Origin of the sequence: Kocuria rhizophila DC2201 (genome assembly GCF_000010285.1) — a bacterium.
Taxonomy (GTDB): domain Bacteria; phylum Actinomycetota; class Actinomycetes; order Actinomycetales; family Micrococcaceae; genus Kocuria; species Kocuria rhizophila_A.
In genome coordinates, this window is sequence record NC_010617.1 from 793,177 (window position 1) to 811,955 (window position 18,779).

Consider the following 18,779-nt stretch of genomic DNA (forward strand, 5'->3'; position numbering starts at 1 on the left):
CACCGATCGGGGACGAAGGAATGGGCCTCTGGACTGCACGATGGGTGGTGTCTAAGCAACTGGGGCCTACCCCCGTGTCCACGAACCGGGGGTAGGCCCCAGTGTCTACTGGCGTACCTGCGGTCAACTTTCGTCCAGAGTGGGTGTGCGAGGCAGTTTCATGGACGGCGCACTCTGAACTCCTGGCAGATCGCTGGGTCCAGAGGTTATTCGGCTGCGGAACGCGGTGGAATTTCGTTTCGCCGTATAACCTCTGGCGTCGATTGAGTGGTCTGACCTGCCGATGCGATGACCAAAATAGGTCAGCAGTCACTGTATAGTTCAGTGCATGCTGACCATTGCTTCACGCCTCGACGTCATGCACCGGCTCGGCCGAGCCATGGCGGACCCGACGCGATCCCGGATCCTGATGACCCTGCTCGACGGCCCGAGTTATCCGGCGGTGCTGTCGCGCGAGCTGGAGCTGACCCGGTCGAACGTGTCGAACCACCTGACCTGTCTGCGCGACTGTGGCATTGTGGCCGCCGAGCCCGAGGGACGGCAGACGCGCTACGAGATCGCCGACCCGCACCTCGCTGCGGCGCTCACGGCGCTCGTGGATGTGACGCTGGCCGTCGACGAGCACGCGCCATGCGTTGATGACCAGTGCCCGGTGCCGGGCTGCTGCGGGACGGGGGCAGGCGCATGAGCGCGGCGTGCGGCTGCGACGAGCCCGAGACCACGGTCGGCGAAGCAGTTGAGGAGGTGCAGGAGCGACCCTGGTGGCGGGACCGCGGGATCATGGTCCCGGTCCTCTCCGGCGTCGCTTTCCTGACCGGTCTCGTCCTGGAGTGGTCCGGGCTCGAGATCCTGGCGCTGGTGCTGTTCTGGCTCGGTCTGCTGCTGGGAGCGTCGACGTTCACCCCGGGCGCGATCCGCAAACTGTCCAAGCGCAAGCTCGGCATCAGCCTGCTGATGACGATCAGCGCCATTGGCGCGGTGATCCTCGGCTACGTCGAGGAGGCCGCGGCCCTGGCGTTCCTGTACTCGATCGCTGAGGCGCTGGAGGACAAGGCGATGGACCGCGCCCGCGGCGGGCTCCGGGCGCTGCTCAAGCTCGTCCCTGAGACAGCGACCATCCGCCGCGACGGCGCGTCGGTCGAGGTCGCCGCGAAAGACCTCCAGGTGGGCCAGCTGATGCTGGTGCGGCCGGGCGAACGGATCGCGACCGACGGCGTCGTGGTCACGGGTCGTTCGAGTTTGGATACGTCTGCGATCACTGGAGAGTCGATCCCGGTCGAGGTCGAGCTGGGAGATGCAGTCTCGGCCGGTGCAATCAACTCCGCCGGCGCGCTGGAAGTCGAGACGACCGCGGCGGGCACCGACAACTCGCTGACCACGATCGTGGAGCTCGTTGAGCAGGCGCAGGCCGAGAAGGGAGACCGCGCCCGCCTCGCCGACCGCATCGCCCGACCCCTCGTCCCTGGTGTGCTCGTCCTCGCCGTCCTGGTGGCGCTGATCGGTTCACTGTTCGGCGACCCCGAGCTGTGGGTCACTCGCGCCCTGGTCGTCCTCGTGGCGGCGTCGCCGTGCGCGCTGGCGATCTCCGTGCCGCTAACCGTGGTCGCCGCGATCGGCTCGGCGAGCAAGTTCGGCGTGATCATCAAGTCCGGTGCCGCGTTCGAGCGCTTCGGCGTGATCCGCCACGTCGCCGTCGACAAGACCGGCACCCTCACCCGAAACGAGCCCCTCGTCACCGCCGTTCTCACCGCCGACGGGACCACCGAGGCGCAGGCGCTGGCGTGGGCGGCCGCGCTGGAGCAACACAGCACCCACCCGCTCGCGGCCGCGATCACCGCCGCCGCGCCGGGGGCCTCAGTAGCCGAGGACGTGACCGAGCAGGCCGGGCACGGCATCGAGGGCAAGCTCGACGGCGCGCGGATCACGGTCGGCAGCCCCCGCTGGCTGGACGCCGGGACGCTCGGCGACCGGGTCGCAGGGCTGGAGGAGCAGGGCATGACGGTCGTCATCGTGCACCGCGACGGCGAGCCGGTCGCTGCGATCGGCGTCCGCGACGAGCTGCGCCTGGAGGTCCCGGAGGTCGTCCGCACGCTCGCCGCGCAGTGCATCGGGGTCACGATGCTCACCGGCGACAACGCCCGCACCGCCCGCGCTCTCGCGGCGCAGGCCGGGATCGAGGACGTGCGCGCCGAGCTGCGCCCCGAGGACAAGGCCGCTGCGATCGCTGAGCTCGGCCAGCATGGTTCGGTGGCGATGATCGGCGACGGCATCAACGACGCCCCCGCCCTCGCCGCCGCGGACATCGGGATCGCGATGGGCGCGACCGGGTCGGATGCCGCGATCGAGTCGGCCGATGTCGCGTTCACCGGGCACGACCTGCGGCTGCTGCCGCGCGCGTTCGACCATGCCCGGCGCGGACGGCACATCATCAACCAGAACATCATCCTGTCGCTGCTGATCATCATCGCCCTGCTCCCGCTCGCCCTCTTCGGCGTCCTGGGACTCGCTGCCGTGGTGCTCGTGCACGAGATCGCGGAGGTCATCGTGATCCTCAATGGCTTGCGCGCGGCCCGGACCCGGAAGGAGCAGATCGTATGAAGGTCGAACTGCTGCACATCGTCGACTGCCCGAACACGGCCATCGCCGAAGCAAACGCGCGCGCCGCGCTGGATGCCGCCGAGCTCGCGGAAGTGCCCATCGAGCTGGTAACGATCCACACCGAGACCGAAGCGGCGAACACCCGATTCGGAGGCTCGCCCACGATCCTCGTCGACGGCGTCGACCTGTTTCCGACGCAACCGGTTCGCTCGCTCGCGTGCCGGGTCTACGCGACTGAGCGCGGGTACGCCGGTGCACCGACTCCGTCTCAGATCGAGGAGGCGTTGCACGAGACCTATCGTTGACGTCGAACGCAAGCTGTCGGTCCCGGACGCGGGGCCGAGCGCTTCACTGCACACCTCAAGAGGGTGGTATGTACCGGAAATCGGTGGAGTGGAGATTCGCGCTGTAGGGATTGGTCGCCGCGCGGAGCATCGTAGTGAGCGCGGGTTAGTCGGCTGACGCGCCTCGGGCAAGCAATAGCCGGAAGTGCTTCAGGAACTGCTTCTTGTAGTGGCAGGATCGAGCCATGGATGTCCTCGCGCTGGTGATCTCGGCCCTGTCGCTGCTGATCGCCGGCGTCGGCACTTACCAAGCGAACAAGCGCGCGAACGAGGCACTCGCCGAGTCGCGCAAGGCGGCCGAGGACGCACGCTGGTTCGCGGTGCAGGAAGCCGTGCAGCGCCTAATCGGGTTCGATCCGACGGCCGAGCCGGTGGGGGAGCGGCTCGCCAACCTGCGCATCACGTCGATCGCGCTCGTCGACCAGCTCGACGGCTGGGATGGTATCGACTCGTGGCTGGAGGCCGAGCGCACGCTGGGCGCGACCATCGGCCGCCAGGTGATGGAGGCCGCCAAGCCCGGCGACACCGTTGAGCGGCGGGTGGCGAACCTCGACCCGCTGATGAGTTGGGCGCACGCGCTGAGCAGCAACCTGCGCCATTTACGATCAGTCGGCCACGACGCGGCTGCACTTGCCAAGCTCCAGGTCAACGCGGAAGAGTTGGTTAGGGAAATTCATGCGCGTCACGGCTGGGATTTGCCGCCGCGGACCAACCTCCGGATCCAGCCGTTGGACTAGATGTGGTGTAACGACTCGGCCTTACGGGTTGCTCAGCACTGTGAACGACGTCGCCGTGTACTTAGGCTTAACTTCGCCGGCAGGGCCGGTTTCTTCCGTGACTGACACATCGACTGAAACTGACATGCCGGTGCGGAGCGTTGCGGTGTTCGCCGTTGGGATCTTCTTTGCGTCGATCTTGACGATCTCGCCGTCCTCGATCTCCAGCTGCCAAGCGCTGATCTCGCTAACGGTCCGCAGGATGCCGCGGATGGTGGTCGGCTCGAGCTCGAGTTCCCGAGAAGCGATGAGCTCTCCAATGTGAGCGAGTTCAGCCGTGGAGAGGCGCGTGCGCAGGCGCGGCTGGCGCGGCTGGGACCAAGTGAGGTCCGGCTCGAACCCTGATTTCACCAGTCCTGTCGAGAAGTCACGCAAAGTTGTGGCGACGCGCGGTCCGTACTCGCGGATGCGGGTCAAGAAGTCGCTGGTGTCGGCATCTGGGCCGAGGCGACGTCCGTCTTCGAGCAGTCCCAGCGCTCGCTTTAGGGCGGTGTCGACTAGCTGAGGTTCTGCATTGTCGTCACCGAACAGACCGACCTGGCCATCGGGCGAGATCTCGTCCGCGGGGGAAGTCGCCGGCACGATCTGCAGGATGAGACTTCCCGGCAGTGGTGAACCGTTGAGGTTCAATCGGGTCTTCGAGACAACGTCGGCGGGCGGTTGCCCACGCAACGACTTGTGCCCTTTCGCCGCAAGGCCTGTCGCGAGCACGAGGCGCTGGAAATTGCGGAGGGTGTCAGCAATGCCGTCGATTGCGCCCGAGTGGACCGTGATTCCTGGCCCAGTCAGACGCAGAGATCCTGAAGAAGCGTCGCGCCGCAGCAATCCGTGCTCGGCGCGCAGGCTCTCGATGCTCATGCGCGCGAGATCATCTGCGTCCTGCCATTCGGCTTCGCCTTGGACGTTGGCCCTGAACTGATCCCAGTCAAACGCCATGGAAACCGTCCAAAGTCACTTCGAAATAGCCGCGCTGAGGTAAGGCATCTGGCCGTTGCGGGGGATCTTCCTTCGCGCCGTTGCGCTTGCGCATCCAGAAATCATCCCAGTAACCACGATGTAACGCATATGACTGGTGTTGGGCTGAGTGGGCGCGGTCTGCCTCCGGGAACACGTGCCATAGGCAGTAGCGGGTGTCGACGCGCAACCCCGTTGCTCGGCGAACCTTGTTCATTCCGAACATCTGCAGGACGTACCGATCCTTGGGCTCGGTCGCCTGGTCCACGAGCACGTCTTCGCACCAGTAGACGAGGTCGATGTCGTCAGGGTCGATCTTGTCTGTGAGGAAGCTGCCTCCTACCTACACGCACACTACGGGGACGACAGAGAGGATGCCTTCGGTAGCGGACTCGAAGTGCTGCCAGATCTCGGCCCGGGTTGTCGACTCCGCGAAGCGGAGATCATCAACGTAGTGGGACTTGATCTCGTCCATCGATGCGGCGAATCGGCCCAGCGGGAGCAGCCCTGTCTGCTCGTCAAGTGCAGGCAGCACCGAGTCACCTCCCTGTGGGTCGCAGTCACCTGTCATTATGTCCTACCAGGGTCGTCGGACAACGGCGGACACGAGATCGGGTCGACCGCTCGGACCGGTTCTTCTTCAGCGCCCCTAGATGTAGGAGGGCGTGACGTTGTTGACGCGGGCAGGGGTGCGTGAGGCCGGGGGCTGGTCGCCGCAGGCGGTGTGAGGCCGATGGTAGTTGAAGTGGTTTACCCACATCCCGATCGCGTCCCGGCGGGCCTGTTCGTTGGGATACGGGCGGGCGTAGAGCACTTCATCGGCCAGTAGCCGGTTGTAGCGCTCGACTTTGCCGTTGTGTCGCGGTGTGTAGGGGCGGATCCGCTGATGCCTATTGGCCAGTGCTTCCACGGTGCGGGTGAAGTCCTTCGCCCGGTAGTTGGCCCCGTTGTCGGTGATCACCCGGTGGATGCGGGTGATCCCGTGGGCGGCGAAGAACGCCCGTGCGCGGGCGAAGAATGCGATCGTGGTGGCTGCTTTCTCATCGGCGAGGGCCTCGGTGTAGGCCAGGCGAGAGAAGCCGTCCACGGCAGAGTGCAGGTAGGTGTACCCGACCCCCGCCCCGGGCCCACGCTTGGCCGCTTTAGCGTCCATACTGCCGCGCCCGTGGGCCCACCAGCCGCCACCGTCAGGGATTCGCCCGAGCTTTTTCACGTCCAAGTGCAACATGTGCCCGGCCCACCGGGCTCGGATGCGTTGGTGTGCCCGGCGCAGGTTCTCCCCGTCCGGGGTGAGATCACGCAGCCGGGAGATCCCCAACCTTCTCAACCACCGGCCCACGGTGCGCAGATGCAGCTGGTACCCCAGTCCCAGCAAGTGGTGGTGGATACGGCGGGCCGACCACTTTCGGTCTCGCCGCAGGGATTCGATCTCGGCAATGATCTCAGGGTTGAGCTGGGATGGACGGAACCTGGGCCGGCTGGTGCGGTCGTGCAGGCCCGCTTCTCCTTCAGCGCGGTAGCGGGTAACCCAGGTGGCCACGGTCGGTCGGGAGACCCGGAACTCCGCGGCTACGTGGGCTTGGGGTACACCCTCGTCGAGGTGGCGCAACACCATGCGCAGACGGCCGGTCGGGGTCAGGGGTGCATTAGCGTGAGTCATGAGCGGGCTCTGCTTTCTCGCGGATGGGTTGTTGAGGAACTTCCATCCTGCGGGGTAGAGCCCGCTCACCTCACATCACCCCACCACTCGTGCCAAGAACCTCATGCCCCACAACACCTAGAACTCTCGATTTGGTGGCCGACGCGTAGTGTCAGCAGGGCGTGCACCCACAGGTTGCTCCGTGCCGGAACTCGGTGGAGTTCAGGTTTAACGTGTAAAAGCGCTGGTCAGAGGCAATCTGCTGGGGCGGCGTGGGGCCTCGAGTGCCGGTTCAACATCTAGTTGCGTCTGAACGGATCGACTTGCTGTGTGGCGGTGAACCCACCGCGCGGCACGTGCTACCCTTGGCTTACTAGATCCCCCACGCCTCTCCTCGGAAGCGCACTTGGGGGATTTTTCTACCCAGAGGAGAGTAGATGTGCGGCCGAGTCCCACGTCAGCGGGGCGTCGGCGTCTACGACAAACCTCCCCTTAGCCACGCTGCTCTCGTGACGCGCATGCAGGATCGTGGTCTGATCATCCCCGATGTTGGGCGTGCGGAGCGATACGTCCGGAGTATCGGCTACTACCGGCTTTCGCCCTACATGATCCCGTTCCGGTGTGCAGAGTCGGATAACTTTAGGTCGGGCGTAGCCTTCGACGACGTTCTGGATCTCTACGTCTTCGACCGTAAGCTCCGGCTGCTGGTGCTCGATGCTCTGGAGCGAGTCGAAGTGGCGATCCGATCGACATTGACCGATCACATGTCGCAGGCTCACGGTGCCTTCTGGTATGTTGACCCGATCCACTTCCGGGACGCACGGAGACACCGAGACTTCGTGGCGGCGGTCCGCGATGACTGTTCTCGCCAGCTGCTCACCAAGCCCGAGCAGACAGATGGCGCACTGGTGCATCGGTCTGCGCTGGAGCACTACCTGTTGACGTACGGCGCACCCAAGTTCCCGCCGTCGTGGATTGTCATGGAGCGTCTCACATTGGGGCAGGTCGAGCACCTGATCGGCAACCTGAAGCGGCGCTCAGATCGGACGGCGATCGCCAAGTCCCTGGGAATCAATGAGCGGCTTCTCGTGTCCTGGATGCGCACCTTCCTGCGTGTCCGGAACATCTGCGCCCACCATGGTCGGTTGTGGAACGCTGTTCTGGGTGTTTCTCCGGCGTTGCCGACGTCGCCGTCGGTGGCGTGGTTGGTTGATGCCACTGTGATTGCGGACAGTGCGGCGCGGCGGGCGCGGCTGTACCCCGTCCTGGTGGCACTCCAGTCCCTGCTGTCGACGCTGTCTCCGGGAAGTAGCTGGGCACAGAGACTGAAGGCGTTGATCGATGAGCACCCGTGCGTTCCGCTCGTAGCCATGGGGATGCCGCCCGACTGGTCCGATGATCCGTTCTGGACGCAGCGCATCAAGTCGAGACCGTCTGGGAGGCCTGCACCAGGGTGGGCGACCGGATGACTGGCTGACGCTGTCATCATTCAATGCGTGGGCATGCGGTGGAGTTCTGTTTCAATAATTAGTGAGGTTCGTTGATGATTCTTGTAGAGTGCTGAGTCAGGACTAGTGCCCGGCGCTTTTGCAAGGGGCCTACCGGCGTAGTTGTGCATTGTCCGTCGTGCGCCGCTCCGCGGTGGGGAGGAGCTCGATGGGGCGCGGGATTAAGGCCATGGAGATGTAGGTCGTGATCGCCTCGGGGTGATGCGCCGCTAGTTTGGCTCGCTTCCACGACAGAACGAGGAACCGGCGCACCGATCGACGTGGACGACGGCTCCGTCCAGTGGGACTGCTGCACGATCGGGTAACAACTCCAAATTCGTGCCACTAGGCACCCCGAACTGTATAGGGTGACGCCCTGCGGGAGGGAGATTCGAGTGTCGGAAAGCGGACCAGAGAAGAGACTGAAGTTCTTCGGCCTCAGCGGCTGCGGGAGCTTCTGGCAGGCCGACCGCCTCCTAGAGCTCGTCCGCGAATTCGATGCTACTCGTGGCGATCAAGGTATAAACGACATCGTTGAGTTGCATCATCTCGCGTTGTTCCTAGAACACAAAGTTCTCCCGAAGGGCTTGACCGAAGCAGAGCGAGACGCGCCTCTGGCGCACGTCCTCGAGATCCGGGAACTCATCGGCAGGTTTTTCGGCAAAGTGACTGACGCCACCTTTTCTACGCTCGTTCAGGACGTTGACTTTCAGTACCGCACAGACGTCCTCGATCTCCTCGGAAAGTACAAGGTCTTCGAGCGTTGCACTGACTCGATCGTGCTTGTTGCACTTCAAGAGCAGAGTTTCCACCCGCACGATCTGCTCTCATGCCAGCCACTCGTGCATGCCTACGACCAGGAGATTCGGGCCCTGCTACTCGCTGGGCCACGCAATGCTGAGCTGCTTGCTCGGAAGTGCCTCCAGTCCGAGGGGCGGGATCCAATCCATCTCCCGCAGAGCTTTACTCCCGCGGATCAGCGTGGCCTGTTTGACCGCTACCTCGATGAGGAAGAGCCCAACCTCAACTTCGTCAGGCTGATTGCATCCGCACGAGCTAACAAGAACACCGGCGTCGATGCACGATTGAAGCTAAAGGCTCGTCGCAAGGCGGATGCGCTCACGAAGAGGATGTTCGAGTCCACGGAGGGGATCAAGACCGGCTGCGAAGTGGGCATCTCGGCCGATCAGGTCGAAGAGGTCGTCCAGTCTTTGGACGGCATGGTTGGCAAGTACTCCTACAGTCGAACCTGGCTCACGGAGAACCTCGACTACCCGACTATCCTGAATAACTTCGTTCACCTGTTCCAGTTCGCCAACGACCACATGCTCCTGGAACTCCCTTCCTACGGAGCGCAACTTGGCGTCTTCGAGCCGTTCATGGGTACGCCGGGCAAGGGCGACTACCGGACGGGGGCGGCGTTCAGGCTCCAGGACCAGGCGTCCTTGCTCCAGACCTTGATGTACGAGCGCTTCCTCAGCTCCGAAGGTATAGAGCTCGAGTCGGTCATCGCTTGGTTCTTCACGGACTACCTTGAGCAGGAGTTCGGTGCCAAGGGGCTGAAGTACCGCGCCTCCAGCCCGACCGCTACCTACCTTGAGAAGAGCCGCCATCTGTTCTCAGAGATGGAGAGCGTCCTCAAGCAGTTCACGCTGCATGTCGACTACGGCGAGGTTGACCCGGAGCTGCTGACAATCACATCGGAGCAGCTTTCCTACGGCGACATCCCGAGTCAGGTTGTGGATAAGTACGCCTACGTTGCCAACAGCGCAGACATCCAAGGAATTCAGTACCTGCTCTTCTCGGACCAATCCGGATTGGTGCACATCAGCAGCGATCTGGAGGCAGAGAGCTTCCTCCACTTGGTCATCGCCAATGACATCGCCTACGACCAGTTCCACGAGTACCAACAGCGCAACATCGACTTCCTGGTCGAGAAGGGCATCCTGACCGGAGATCGTGACCGAATTGCGTTCGCAAGCGCGCCACAATTGCATGTGCTCAAGGAACTCTGGGAGTGCGAGGTGACGAGCTGTCTCCATCACTCGGCGGCCGGCCAGAAAGCCATTGACGAGATGGTGAGCGCCGGATGGCTGGCGCATCGATCCACGCTGCTCAGCGCCGCGGAGGTCAGCTACTTCAACTACTTCCTTAACGATAAGGAGTTCAGCAACGGACCTAGCCTGCGCAACCGCTACCTCCATGGATCACAGGCAGACGGTGACGACGACCGCGTTCACCGCCACACGTATCTAACAGCGCTCCGCCTACTCGTTGCGCTGGTCATCAAGATCAACGATGACTTCTGCCTGACGGATAACGCCGTGCTCGCGAAGGAATAGGGGCCGACCGCTGGCATGGTCGAGCCCTCTTCAGATCCCTAGTATGTGGCGTCTCAGCCGGGTTCCCTGCCGCCGTGATGGCGCGCTACCGCCTTCGTGGCGTCCTGCAGGCTGACCCACGTCGAGGGTGAGCCTGTGTCCCCTGCTCAGTAGCGAGCACTGACCGTGGGGAGAGGGCGCACGTGAACCCCGTGTTCAGATGTACCTATGTGCCGGAACTCGGTGGAGTTTAGGTTCAACGTGTGATCGACGGCCGATTACCGGGCACGCTGGACTTCAGTTCATCTGTGGTCGAGTGGCCCAGGCGTTGACATTGCATTGCTGCTCGGTGTGGTCGCCCGCAGCCACGACTGTTCCGTCGGCGCGCAGCCCAAGCGAGTGTCTCGCTCCGGCTGCGATCGCTGTGATGCCGGTCCATGACTGGACATCGCACTGGCCGAACTGGTTGTCGCCCGTTCCGAAGACCCTTCCGGTCTGGCTCAGCGCGAGCGTATGGACGGAGCCGGCCGCCACTGAGGTGATGCTTCTCCACGATGACACCTCGCACTGGCCTCTGCTGTCGTCGCCGACGGCGACGACGGTGCCGTCTTCGTGTAAGCCGACGGTGTGCAGGTAGCCGGCAGAGACCCCGGACACGTGTGTCCACCGGGCGACGTCGGTCTGCCCTCGCTGATTGTTGCCAGTTGCGAGGGCTGTGCCGTCGCGTCGAACTGCGATTGTGTGCCAGTCGCCGCACGCGATCGCGACGATCCCGCTCCACAACTGCACGTCACACTGTCCTTCCGCGGTGCGACCGGTGGCGACGACCGATCCGTCGGCACGTAGCCCCACGGTGGTCCTCCAGCCGGCGGCTATTGCCGTGATCTCGCGCCACTGCGTGACGGCGGTCTGCCCGGCGTCGCTCCAGCCGGTAGCAAGTGCAGTCCCATCGGCTCGGAGCCCCACTGTGTGAGACTTGCCAGTATTGCGGGCCGTGTGGACGCTGCCAGCGGCTACGGCGATGACGTCGGACCAGGGTAGGACGTCACACTCGCCGGCTTGATTGTTGCCAGTGGCAATCACGGTCCCGTCCTCGCGTCGCAGCACTGAGTGCCGGTTCCCGGCCGCGAGTACGGTGCGCACGTGGACCTCCTCCGCGGTTCTCGTCGCCACCTGATTGTAGGCCGTCATACCAGTCGTTGCGGCAACGCCCGTCTCGTGGCCCCAGCGCGACGTGGCAAGGTTACCGACCTCGGAACTCGGACGAGCTCCAGCACTCCCGCGACCGTAGTGACAGCTCTGGTGCTCGCAGTCGTTCGAAAGCTTGTGATCGTCCCGATCTCCCACATGGGAGCGCCGGAGGGACGGTGAGCGAGCACCGACCTATGGACATAGCTCTCCAAAGGTGATTCGGCTACGGAATGCGGTGGAGTTTAGGTTCAACGTCTAAAAACCCCAGGTCAGACAGTTTTCTTGACGGTATCACGACTGCCGCTATTGCCTAGATCTGACATGAGTAGAGGACGAGCACAGAACCCGCTCTCATCAGGAGTTTCGCTCGATAGGGTGTGGCACCAGGGCTGCCGGATCCGCGCTCCTCTACTGGGGTAGCCGAGTGGTCTTTAGGGCGGATCCGCGCTCTGTCGTAGCGCAGGACAAGCTCTGCCTGACTAAAAAGTCGGACTGTCTCAAAAAGCGAGGCCCCACTAGGAGTGGTCGCGTTCCGCCAGCGTTCGGGTGATCTCGTCCCACTGGGAGTTCGCGATGAGTTGGCGGTGCCGGCGTGAGGCCTTCTGCCACGAACCGAACTCTGCTGGGAGCTCGCGCCACGCGATGTCTGTGTGGATCTTATAGAGAGCCGCATCGACGATCGTTCGCATATCGGTCCGGGCCGTCCGCGGCGAGGACCCTCTCCGGTGCGAACGATGTGCTTGATGCAACTCCATTGCTCATCTGTGAGCTGTCGATACTCAGATTGCAGGCAGCCGACGCCGCTCGCGCCGGCACCATCGTCGCTCTGGCTATTGATTCGCACGGCTCTGACCACACCACGGATGACGGCGCATTCTGTGCATCGAATAGTGGATTCGATGCAGTTAGCGGACCCCGAAGTCAAGGTGTCGACGTGCCGGCAGGTCAGTTCTACGAGCCAGGTTGCGCTGCGGTCGATGGGTAATGAGGGCTGGTAAAGCAGTTGCCGGAGCTCGTCGCGTTGAGTTGGCGAAAGCGGGGGGAATGGGCAACACAGGTGACAGTGCTCCACCCGATGATTCCCGAGGTGCCAAACGCCCATGCCGCATGCCTCATGCTCGGCACGGAACTCGGCATTGTCGGCGCGATCAGCGTGAGGCGCTCTCCGTCCGAACCCAGGGCAGGCTTACCGAGGAGGTCGCGTCCACAGGAGCGGCAAGGTTCCCCTGATGCGTAGGATTCATAAGTCAGCTGGGGGTCGTCGCCAGTCCATCTCGCCCGTCTGGCCTCAAACGCTTGTGCACGAGATTCTGAGAGCAGCGCGTCGTTGCGCGGTGTGTACTCGACGCGGGGGAAACCTATCGAGCCGCTCTTTGGGATCTGTTGCGAATCGGGCATCGTCACACTCTCCCTCGGGGTCTGATGCGGTCGCAGTGCGCATCGTGCTCGCGCCCGCCTCAACCGCAACTGGAAGCGACAACTTCCTGGAATTTATGACTACCAGCCCCGAGGCGGTACGGGTGGTCGAACCGCCGAAGAAGAGGTTCAGGGGTGCAGGTGTGCGCGTCTTGGCCTTGCGCGCCGGCTATCGCGGGGCGTCTTGCCGAGCAGATCGGAGTGCCGAAGCCAGACCTTGCGGATCAGTTCACAGGCTCCGCGACGTTCGGCTCGTTGCCTGTGTCCAAGTTGGGGTCGTCGAGGCGCTCAGAATGCGCCTGGGCATCGAGCACTGCTCGACGGGCCAAGAGTGCAAGGTCGTCGATGTAGCGCTGGCACGCAGTCCGGCAGCCTTCGTGGTCCTGGCTGCCAAGGATTGCGACGACCTCGGCTTTGCTGATGCGGATACCACGAGAGAAGCCTCGAGGGGTACTGACCTCGATGTAGACGTCTTCGCGACCTAAATCTTCTGTTCGCAGGCCGAGCTTCATCTCAGCCGGCGCATCCTGGGGGATAGGCCTGCTGGCAGCACGCACTGCTGCGTGGCCGATGTTGCTCTCGTTGATGCTGAAGAACGGTCCGATCATCGCGTCCTCTACCTCTTCGAACGGGTCGATTGCGCTGTGTACGCCGTGCTCAAGGCAGACGAAGGTGATGCGGACTCCTAGGTGATCTGCGCTGACGCTGGTGCCTGGCTGGCAGTCTCCGCCGCACTCAGAGCACGTCCTGTGCCCCCCGGTCCTTCGGTGCGCGCAACGGTACGCCATCCGGATCGTTGAGCCCGTCGTACTTCATGTGTTGAGCTAAGTTGGTTTCGCTAGTCCAATAGGAAGCGATAACTACCTGGAACGGATCGGTTCCGGTGGGGAGTCTTGAGATGTGGCTACATCCCTCAGAATTACCCTCGGCACGCAAGTGCGGAAGGTGCGACTCTCCCGGGGGCTGACGCAAGAGGTTCTCGCGGAACGGCTAGGTGTCACACCTCGCTATTTTGCTGGCATCGAGCGGGGGGAGCGTAACCTCACGCTGGACTCCGTCGATGCGCTGGCGGAGCAGCTCGGGGTCGAGGCTCAGTCTCTGCTGCTTGTCTCCTAGGTGTTGTGGGTCATTTAACGGGTCACTTCCGGCAGGTGAACGGCTTCAGCACCAAACGCATGGATCGGCTCCGCGGTCGTCTGCGTCTGGAAGGCCGCGTCGAGACCTAGACGCCGCGTGCCCACCTACAAGTCCCGCCTCCACGGCGAGCTAGATATGGCGCACCTCAACCGAGGTCAAGCAGACGTACTATGCTGACCAAGAATCCGCCGAACCAGCATCTGCTGGCCGAGGTCCCTGATAAGAACAGAAGCCGGGTCGATTCAGCGTGGATCGCGTCTACATGATCCACGAGACCAAGAACACCGAAGAAGAGATTAAGTGTCGCCCGACCGAGAACGCCAAGATCAAGGCCGCCACCGAGCGCTTCAGGGCGATCGGCGTCGGCGACTACGTGGTGTCAGTCCCCGGGAAGTGGCGGGTGCGAGAGGCCGCGTTCGAGCAGTCCCGGCTTGGGAGCTCACATGAGTCCAAGGCCGGGCGGCGAAGCCGACAAACTCGGAAACAGGTATGAAGCGGCGTGGGCAATTCAGCATGCGCTCTTCTGCATCATCCACGAGGATCACTCGCTCACAATTGAGGATGTTGACGCCGAAGTTGGCAAGGCGTCGGAGTTCACCTATCAAAGCAACAGGTCTACTGAAGTTCACCAACTGAAGCGACAGAACGGAAACAGCAATAGCTGGACAGTGAAATCCCTCGCCGATCTCAGAATTTTCGAGGCGGCGGTTGGCCATGTTGCCGCAGGTCGCGACTTTCACTTCGTGTCGCTCGTTCCTTGCCGTCCTCTTCAAGAGCTCGCCGATCGCGCGCGTCGGTCATCAGACCTCGCCCAATTCACGGGGTCATGGCTCACCAATGAGCTTCGTCCATCGTTCGACCAGTTGACCGCTGAAGGAGTCTTCGGCAGTGCCCAAGGTGCTTGGGAGACATTGCGCGGAATGTGGTTCTCCGTTCAGGACGAGGGCGACATGATCCGCATGAACGCAATGCTGGCGGAATGCCAGCTAAGTGGTGCGACCGGGGACCTGATTGCACTCGCTATCGGAGGCATTCTTCTCGACAACCTCGGCAAAAGGCTGACGCGGATCGACTTGCTGGCACTACTCGCGCTGCAGGGAATCAGCCCGATCGAGGCGGCCGCCCACAACACCGCTCGTGAACAAGCACATCGGGCAACGAAGAGCTGGCGAGATTCGGTCAAGCGCGAGCTGCTCGAGCCTCGCATTGAACGCGTTGAAGCGTCCCAGTTGCTCGAGGCACTTCACGTCCATCGGACGAGTTTCGTGTCTGGGTCTGCCGGGGGTGGTAAGAGCTCTGTGCTGGAACAGTCTGTTGAGCTATTGGAAGCGGCTGGTGCGGAGGTCCTCGCTATCCGGCTTGACCGACTTGATACGTTTGCCTCGACTGCGGACCTTGGTAGGCAACTGGGGTTGGACACCTCACCCGCAGCGTCGTTGGCGTTGGCGGCCGAAGGGCGAGATGCCTACCTGGTGATTGACCAGCTTGACGCGGTGAGCCTCGCTTCGGGACGTATGCCGGAGAGTTTTGACGTCGTCGTCGATCTAATTGGCGAAGCGCTCTCGGTGAGTGGAACCAAAGTGATTCTTGCCTGCCGGGCATTCGACATCGAGAACGATCATCGTATTAGGTCGTTGGCGGATCAACGCGACACGACGACGATATCTGTTGGCCCCCTATCCGACGCTGCCATTAACGCTTCGGTGGTCGAGATGGGGCTCGATCCGTCGCGTCTGACATCCTCCCAGAGGGTAATTCTGCAGACACCGATGCATCTCGTCCTTCTCAAGACGACTGCGGCTCAGGAGGGAGCCCTGGCGTTTCAATCAAAAGGTTCGCTTTTCGAAGGGTACTGGGAGCGTAAGAGGCAGGCCTCTCGCATGCGGCGCGAGCGAGTTCGCTTCAATGATGTAATTGCTCGGGTCGCAAATGAAGCGAGCAACCGACAGACGTTGTCTATTCCGATCGAGCTCCTGGACGAGGACGACCTGATCGACGATGCCAACGTGCTCATCTCCGAGCATGTCCTGGCGCGGGATGACGAGCGAGTCGCCTTCTTTCATGAGACCTTTTTTGACTATGCATTCGCCCGGCAATGGGTATCAAGATCCGAATCGTTGGTCGACTTCCTGCTTCAAGACGAGCAGGAGCTTTTTCGTCGTGCGCAGGTTCGGCAGATCCTGCAGCACCTGTCCGAACGTGACCCCGATCGCTTTCGGAGTGAGGTGACGGCCGTTCTAGCTAGCTCTCGGGCGCGTTTTCACATTAAGCAGACTGTGATTGCCGTGCTGTCCAGTCTCAGCGCTCCCACCAGCGCGGACACGGAGGCCATTCTCCAGCTAGTGAAAATTGCGCCGAACCTCGCCGAACAGCTTTGGCTGAACACGCGCCGGGTGGCGTGGTTTAGACAGTTCCATGAGGATGGCCACATTGACGCGTGGCTTGATAGCGGTGATTCGGCGCTACAAGCGCGAGCTCTCAACTTGATGCTCAGCGGTACCAAGGATGAGCCAGCTAGGGTCGCCGGGCTCCTGCACACGCGTCGGTCAGCGCCACAGCACCTCGATTGGGTGCGCTGGACAGTTGGGCGGGCTGATGCACACCGCAGCCGCGAGCTGTTCGACGAGCTGCTCGCGGCCGTCCGAGCTGGAGGCTTTGATGAGGCTGGGAGAGAACTGTGGCTGACCGTTCACGACCTCGCAGAACACGAGCCTCTCTGGGCGATTGAGCTGATTCAGGCGCGCATTATCGATCATCCAGAAGGTCTTCAACTCAACGATGATGGCAGTGTCGCCCTCCTAAAGATCCACGACTACAGCGCGGCTGAGTTGGTGCGCGAAGCCGCCACTGCGGAACCTCTCGCCTTTGCACAGACTGTCGTGCCGTATCTCCTGCGAGTCATGGCCGCGTCGGCTTACGAGCCGCGCCCGAATGGCCCGATTCCTGATCGACACTTCTGTCCTCGCTTGGAACCGGATAACACCCACGATCGGGATCTTGACGATGCACTTTTCACCGGAGCACTTGGTGCGCTGGAAGCTGTAGCAGTCACCAGACCAATCGATATACGTCCGTTGCTCGACGAGCTTGCGAGCGACCTTCATGATGCAGCGCAATTCTTGCTATACCGCGCTCTTACTGCGGGAAGCGCCAACTTCGCCGACTGGGCGGCGAATCTCTTACTAACCGGAGGCGCGCGCCTTGATTGTGGCTATATTGCTAATCCGCGCTGGGTTGCGCGTGAGCTACTTCGTGCAGTCGCTCCGTTTGTAGATGACGAGGTTCATCAAAAGTTAGAACTCCTGGTTCGGGACTTACGAAACCCTTATGAGACGCGACATAACTTGGGGCGCTCAGCATTCACCTTCCTCTCGGCGATGGAAGAGGCCAGGCTAAGTCCCGCGGGTATTCGAAGGCTTGCGGAGTATCGGCGGAAATTCAAGGAAACAGCGCCGTCCAAACCAGTTGGAATGACTGGCGGATTCATAGGTTCTCCGATCCACTCGGACGCGGCAGAAATAATGAGTGACGATCAATGGCTGCGAGCCATGATCCGATATGACTCAAACGAAACCAATTGGGATACATTCACGGGAGGGGCTCGCGAACTGTCGCGTGTCCTTAGCACGCAAGCCGCCACAGACCCGGTTCGATTCGCACGGTTTGCGCTACGTCTGACTTCAGATCTCAACACGGCATACGCGGACGCTGTGCTGATGGGTCTTGCGAACGCGGACTACTCCGTCGAGGCAGCCGCGCACGTGTACGGTGCGGTTAGGCATATCGCGGCGCTTGGTCACCCTGATGTTGACCGGTGGCTCGGCGGCGCACTTCGTCGGTACTACCGCGAGGTTCCGCTTGACCTGGTTGAGTTGATCCTTGATCGCACCCTTCACGCTTCCGATCCACAAGATGACACTCCAATCTTCACGAGGGACGGAGACGATGGCAGAGGCGCTGCCGATATGCGGCAGAACTCCATCAACACTGCGAGAGGCAGCCTGGCCGAAGCGCTGGGGGACCTACTCGTCTACGACGCGGATGGCGAGCGGACTGCTCTTGTCAGACCACACCTTGAAGCGCTCGCGAGTGATCCGGTGATCTTCGTTCGATCATCAGTCGCTCACACGGTGGCGGCTTCCCTTAGGCACGCGCGACCGGACGCAGTCGCAGCGTTCCACCGGCTGATCGACACCGATGATCGGCTCCTGGCGACGGACCTCGTCCAGCAACTGATGATCCATATAGGCAACGTGGATTCGGCGGTCATCGAGCCGGTCATTGAGCGAATGCTTAGTTCGTCAGACTCTGAAGCACGCGAGGCGGGGGGAGCGCTCGCAGCGTTCGCGGCCCTTGAATGGGGCCGCCCTCGACTAATGGCACGTGCACTGGCAGGCGACGCGGGAGTCCGGAAGGCTACCGCCGAGGTATGCGCGAATCGCATCGATCGCACGTCGAACGTCGAACTCGCAAGTTCCACCCTGATGAGTTTGATGCACGACGACGAGGTCGAAGTCCGGGAAGCCGCAGCGAAGCTGGCGTCTCATCTGCGCGACCAGCCACTCCGTCCGTTCTCCGATCTGCTCGAGGCTCTCACTGACTCGCCAACGTATGAAAACGCGACACCGCAGTTACTGATTACCTTGCAACATGCACCCGACAAAGTCGACGAGCTTGTCCTGCAGGTCGCTCGACGCTTCATATCCGTATTTGGCTCTGAAGCGAGCGACCTCCGGACCGGCGCTGCCGGTGATGCTCGATACATCAGTCAGCTCGTAGTCCGCGGCCTCGCCCAGTCTCGCGACAAGGAGCATCGTGGTGCGTTGCTAGACATCCTGGACGGCATGCTTGAGCTTGGTGTGTATGGTGTCGACGATGCGGTTTCGGCTGCCGAACGCCAGTAAATACGATTGCAA

The 18,779-nt window shown here is 62.3% G+C and carries 15 protein-coding genes; 9 read left to right on the forward strand and 6 right to left on the reverse strand.

All coding sequences use genetic code 11. The annotated features are described in order from the left end of the window. The first annotated feature begins 328 nt into the window (after nt 1–328). The 4 genes from cmtR (at nt 329) to KRH_RS03555 (ending at nt 3,679) form a co-directional block, all read left to right on the forward strand. The gene (gene cmtR / locus KRH_RS03540; RefSeq protein ID WP_012397799.1) at nt 329–688 is read left to right on the forward strand and encodes a Cd(II)/Pb(II)-sensing metalloregulatory transcriptional regulator CmtR; all 360 of its coding nucleotides are present in this window, start codon (nt 329–331) and stop codon (nt 686–688) included. Continuing rightward, entirely contained in the window at nt 685–2,598 is a 1,914-nt protein-coding gene (locus KRH_RS03545) for a heavy metal translocating P-type ATPase (RefSeq protein WP_012397800.1), read from the forward strand. The genes cmtR and KRH_RS03545 overlap by 4 nt, the downstream gene beginning before the upstream one ends. Continuing rightward, entirely contained in the window at nt 2,595–2,903 is a 309-nt protein-coding gene (locus KRH_RS03550) for a hypothetical protein (RefSeq protein WP_012397801.1), read from the forward strand. The genes KRH_RS03545 and KRH_RS03550 overlap by 4 nt, the downstream gene beginning before the upstream one ends. A 224-nt stretch (nt 2,904–3,127) precedes the next feature. Next, entirely contained in the window at nt 3,128–3,679 is a 552-nt protein-coding gene (locus KRH_RS03555; protein ID WP_012397802.1) for a hypothetical protein, read from the forward strand. 21 nt (nt 3,680–3,700) lie between these two features. Here the strand turns inward: KRH_RS03555 and KRH_RS11715 are convergent, their stop codons facing one another. From KRH_RS11715 to KRH_RS03570, 3 genes are all read right to left on the reverse strand, one after another. Then, nucleotides 3,701–4,654 carry a hypothetical protein gene (locus tag KRH_RS11715; RefSeq protein ID WP_012397803.1) on the reverse strand — a complete coding sequence of 318 codons (954 nt, stop codon included), beginning with the start codon at nt 4,652–4,654 and terminating at the stop codon, nt 3,701–3,703. Further along, entirely contained in the window at nt 4,644–4,988 is a 345-nt protein-coding gene (locus tag KRH_RS12230; RefSeq protein WP_419757510.1) for a hypothetical protein, read from the reverse strand. Before KRH_RS12230 ends, KRH_RS11715 begins: the two co-directional genes overlap by 11 nt. A 333-nt stretch (nt 4,989–5,321) precedes the next feature. Beyond that, complete coding sequence (locus tag KRH_RS03570) at nt 5,322–6,332, reverse strand: IS481-like element ISKrh2 family transposase (protein WP_012397806.1); 1,011 nt, start codon at nt 6,330–6,332, stop codon at nt 5,322–5,324. A gap of 497 nt (nt 6,333–6,829) precedes the next feature. Here KRH_RS03570 and KRH_RS03575 point away from each other — a divergent pair, with 497 nt between their 5' ends. Both KRH_RS03575 and KRH_RS03580 read left to right on the forward strand, forming a co-directional pair. Then, complete coding sequence (locus tag KRH_RS03575; RefSeq protein ID WP_226905948.1) at nt 6,830–7,780, forward strand: Abi family protein; 951 nt, start codon at nt 6,830–6,832, stop codon at nt 7,778–7,780. A 413-nt stretch (nt 7,781–8,193) separates the two neighbouring features. Continuing rightward, entirely contained in the window at nt 8,194–10,140 is a 1,947-nt protein-coding gene (locus tag KRH_RS03580; protein WP_226905922.1) for a hypothetical protein, read from the forward strand. Between the two features lie 276 nt (nt 10,141–10,416). Here KRH_RS03580 and KRH_RS03585 read toward each other — a convergent pair whose 3' ends face one another. The 3 genes from KRH_RS03585 to KRH_RS03595 all read right to left on the reverse strand — a co-directional run bounded on the left by KRH_RS03585 (nt 10,417) and on the right by KRH_RS03595 (nt 13,334). Next, entirely contained in the window at nt 10,417–11,310 is an 894-nt protein-coding gene (locus tag KRH_RS03585; protein ID WP_012397809.1) for an RCC1 domain-containing protein, read from the reverse strand. Between the two features lie 515 nt (nt 11,311–11,825). Next, nucleotides 11,826–12,065 (reverse strand): transposase, encoded by a 240-nt coding sequence (locus tag KRH_RS12595; protein WP_012397810.1) that lies wholly within the window; start codon nt 12,063–12,065, stop codon nt 11,826–11,828. An 885-nt stretch (nt 12,066–12,950) separates the two neighbouring features. Next, nucleotides 12,951–13,334 carry a hypothetical protein gene (locus KRH_RS03595; RefSeq protein WP_126341222.1) on the reverse strand — a complete coding sequence of 128 codons (384 nt, stop codon included), beginning with the start codon at nt 13,332–13,334 and terminating at the stop codon, nt 12,951–12,953. 328 nt (nt 13,335–13,662) lie between these two features. Between KRH_RS03595 and KRH_RS03600 the strand changes: the two genes are divergently transcribed. The 3 genes from KRH_RS03600 (at nt 13,663) to KRH_RS03605 (ending at nt 18,767) form a co-directional block, all read left to right on the forward strand. After that, entirely contained in the window at nt 13,663–13,842 is a 180-nt protein-coding gene (locus KRH_RS03600) for a helix-turn-helix domain-containing protein (protein WP_269445884.1), read from the forward strand. A 283-nt stretch (nt 13,843–14,125) separates the two neighbouring features. After that, a complete protein-coding gene (locus KRH_RS12040) occupies nt 14,126–14,356 on the forward strand; it encodes a hypothetical protein (protein ID WP_162010155.1) in 231 nt (76 codons plus the stop codon). Then, a complete protein-coding gene (locus KRH_RS03605) occupies nt 14,307–18,767 on the forward strand; it encodes a hypothetical protein (RefSeq protein WP_012397814.1) in 4,461 nt (1,486 codons plus the stop codon). The genes KRH_RS12040 and KRH_RS03605 overlap by 50 nt, the downstream gene beginning before the upstream one ends. Nucleotides 18,768–18,779 lie beyond the last annotated feature (12 nt).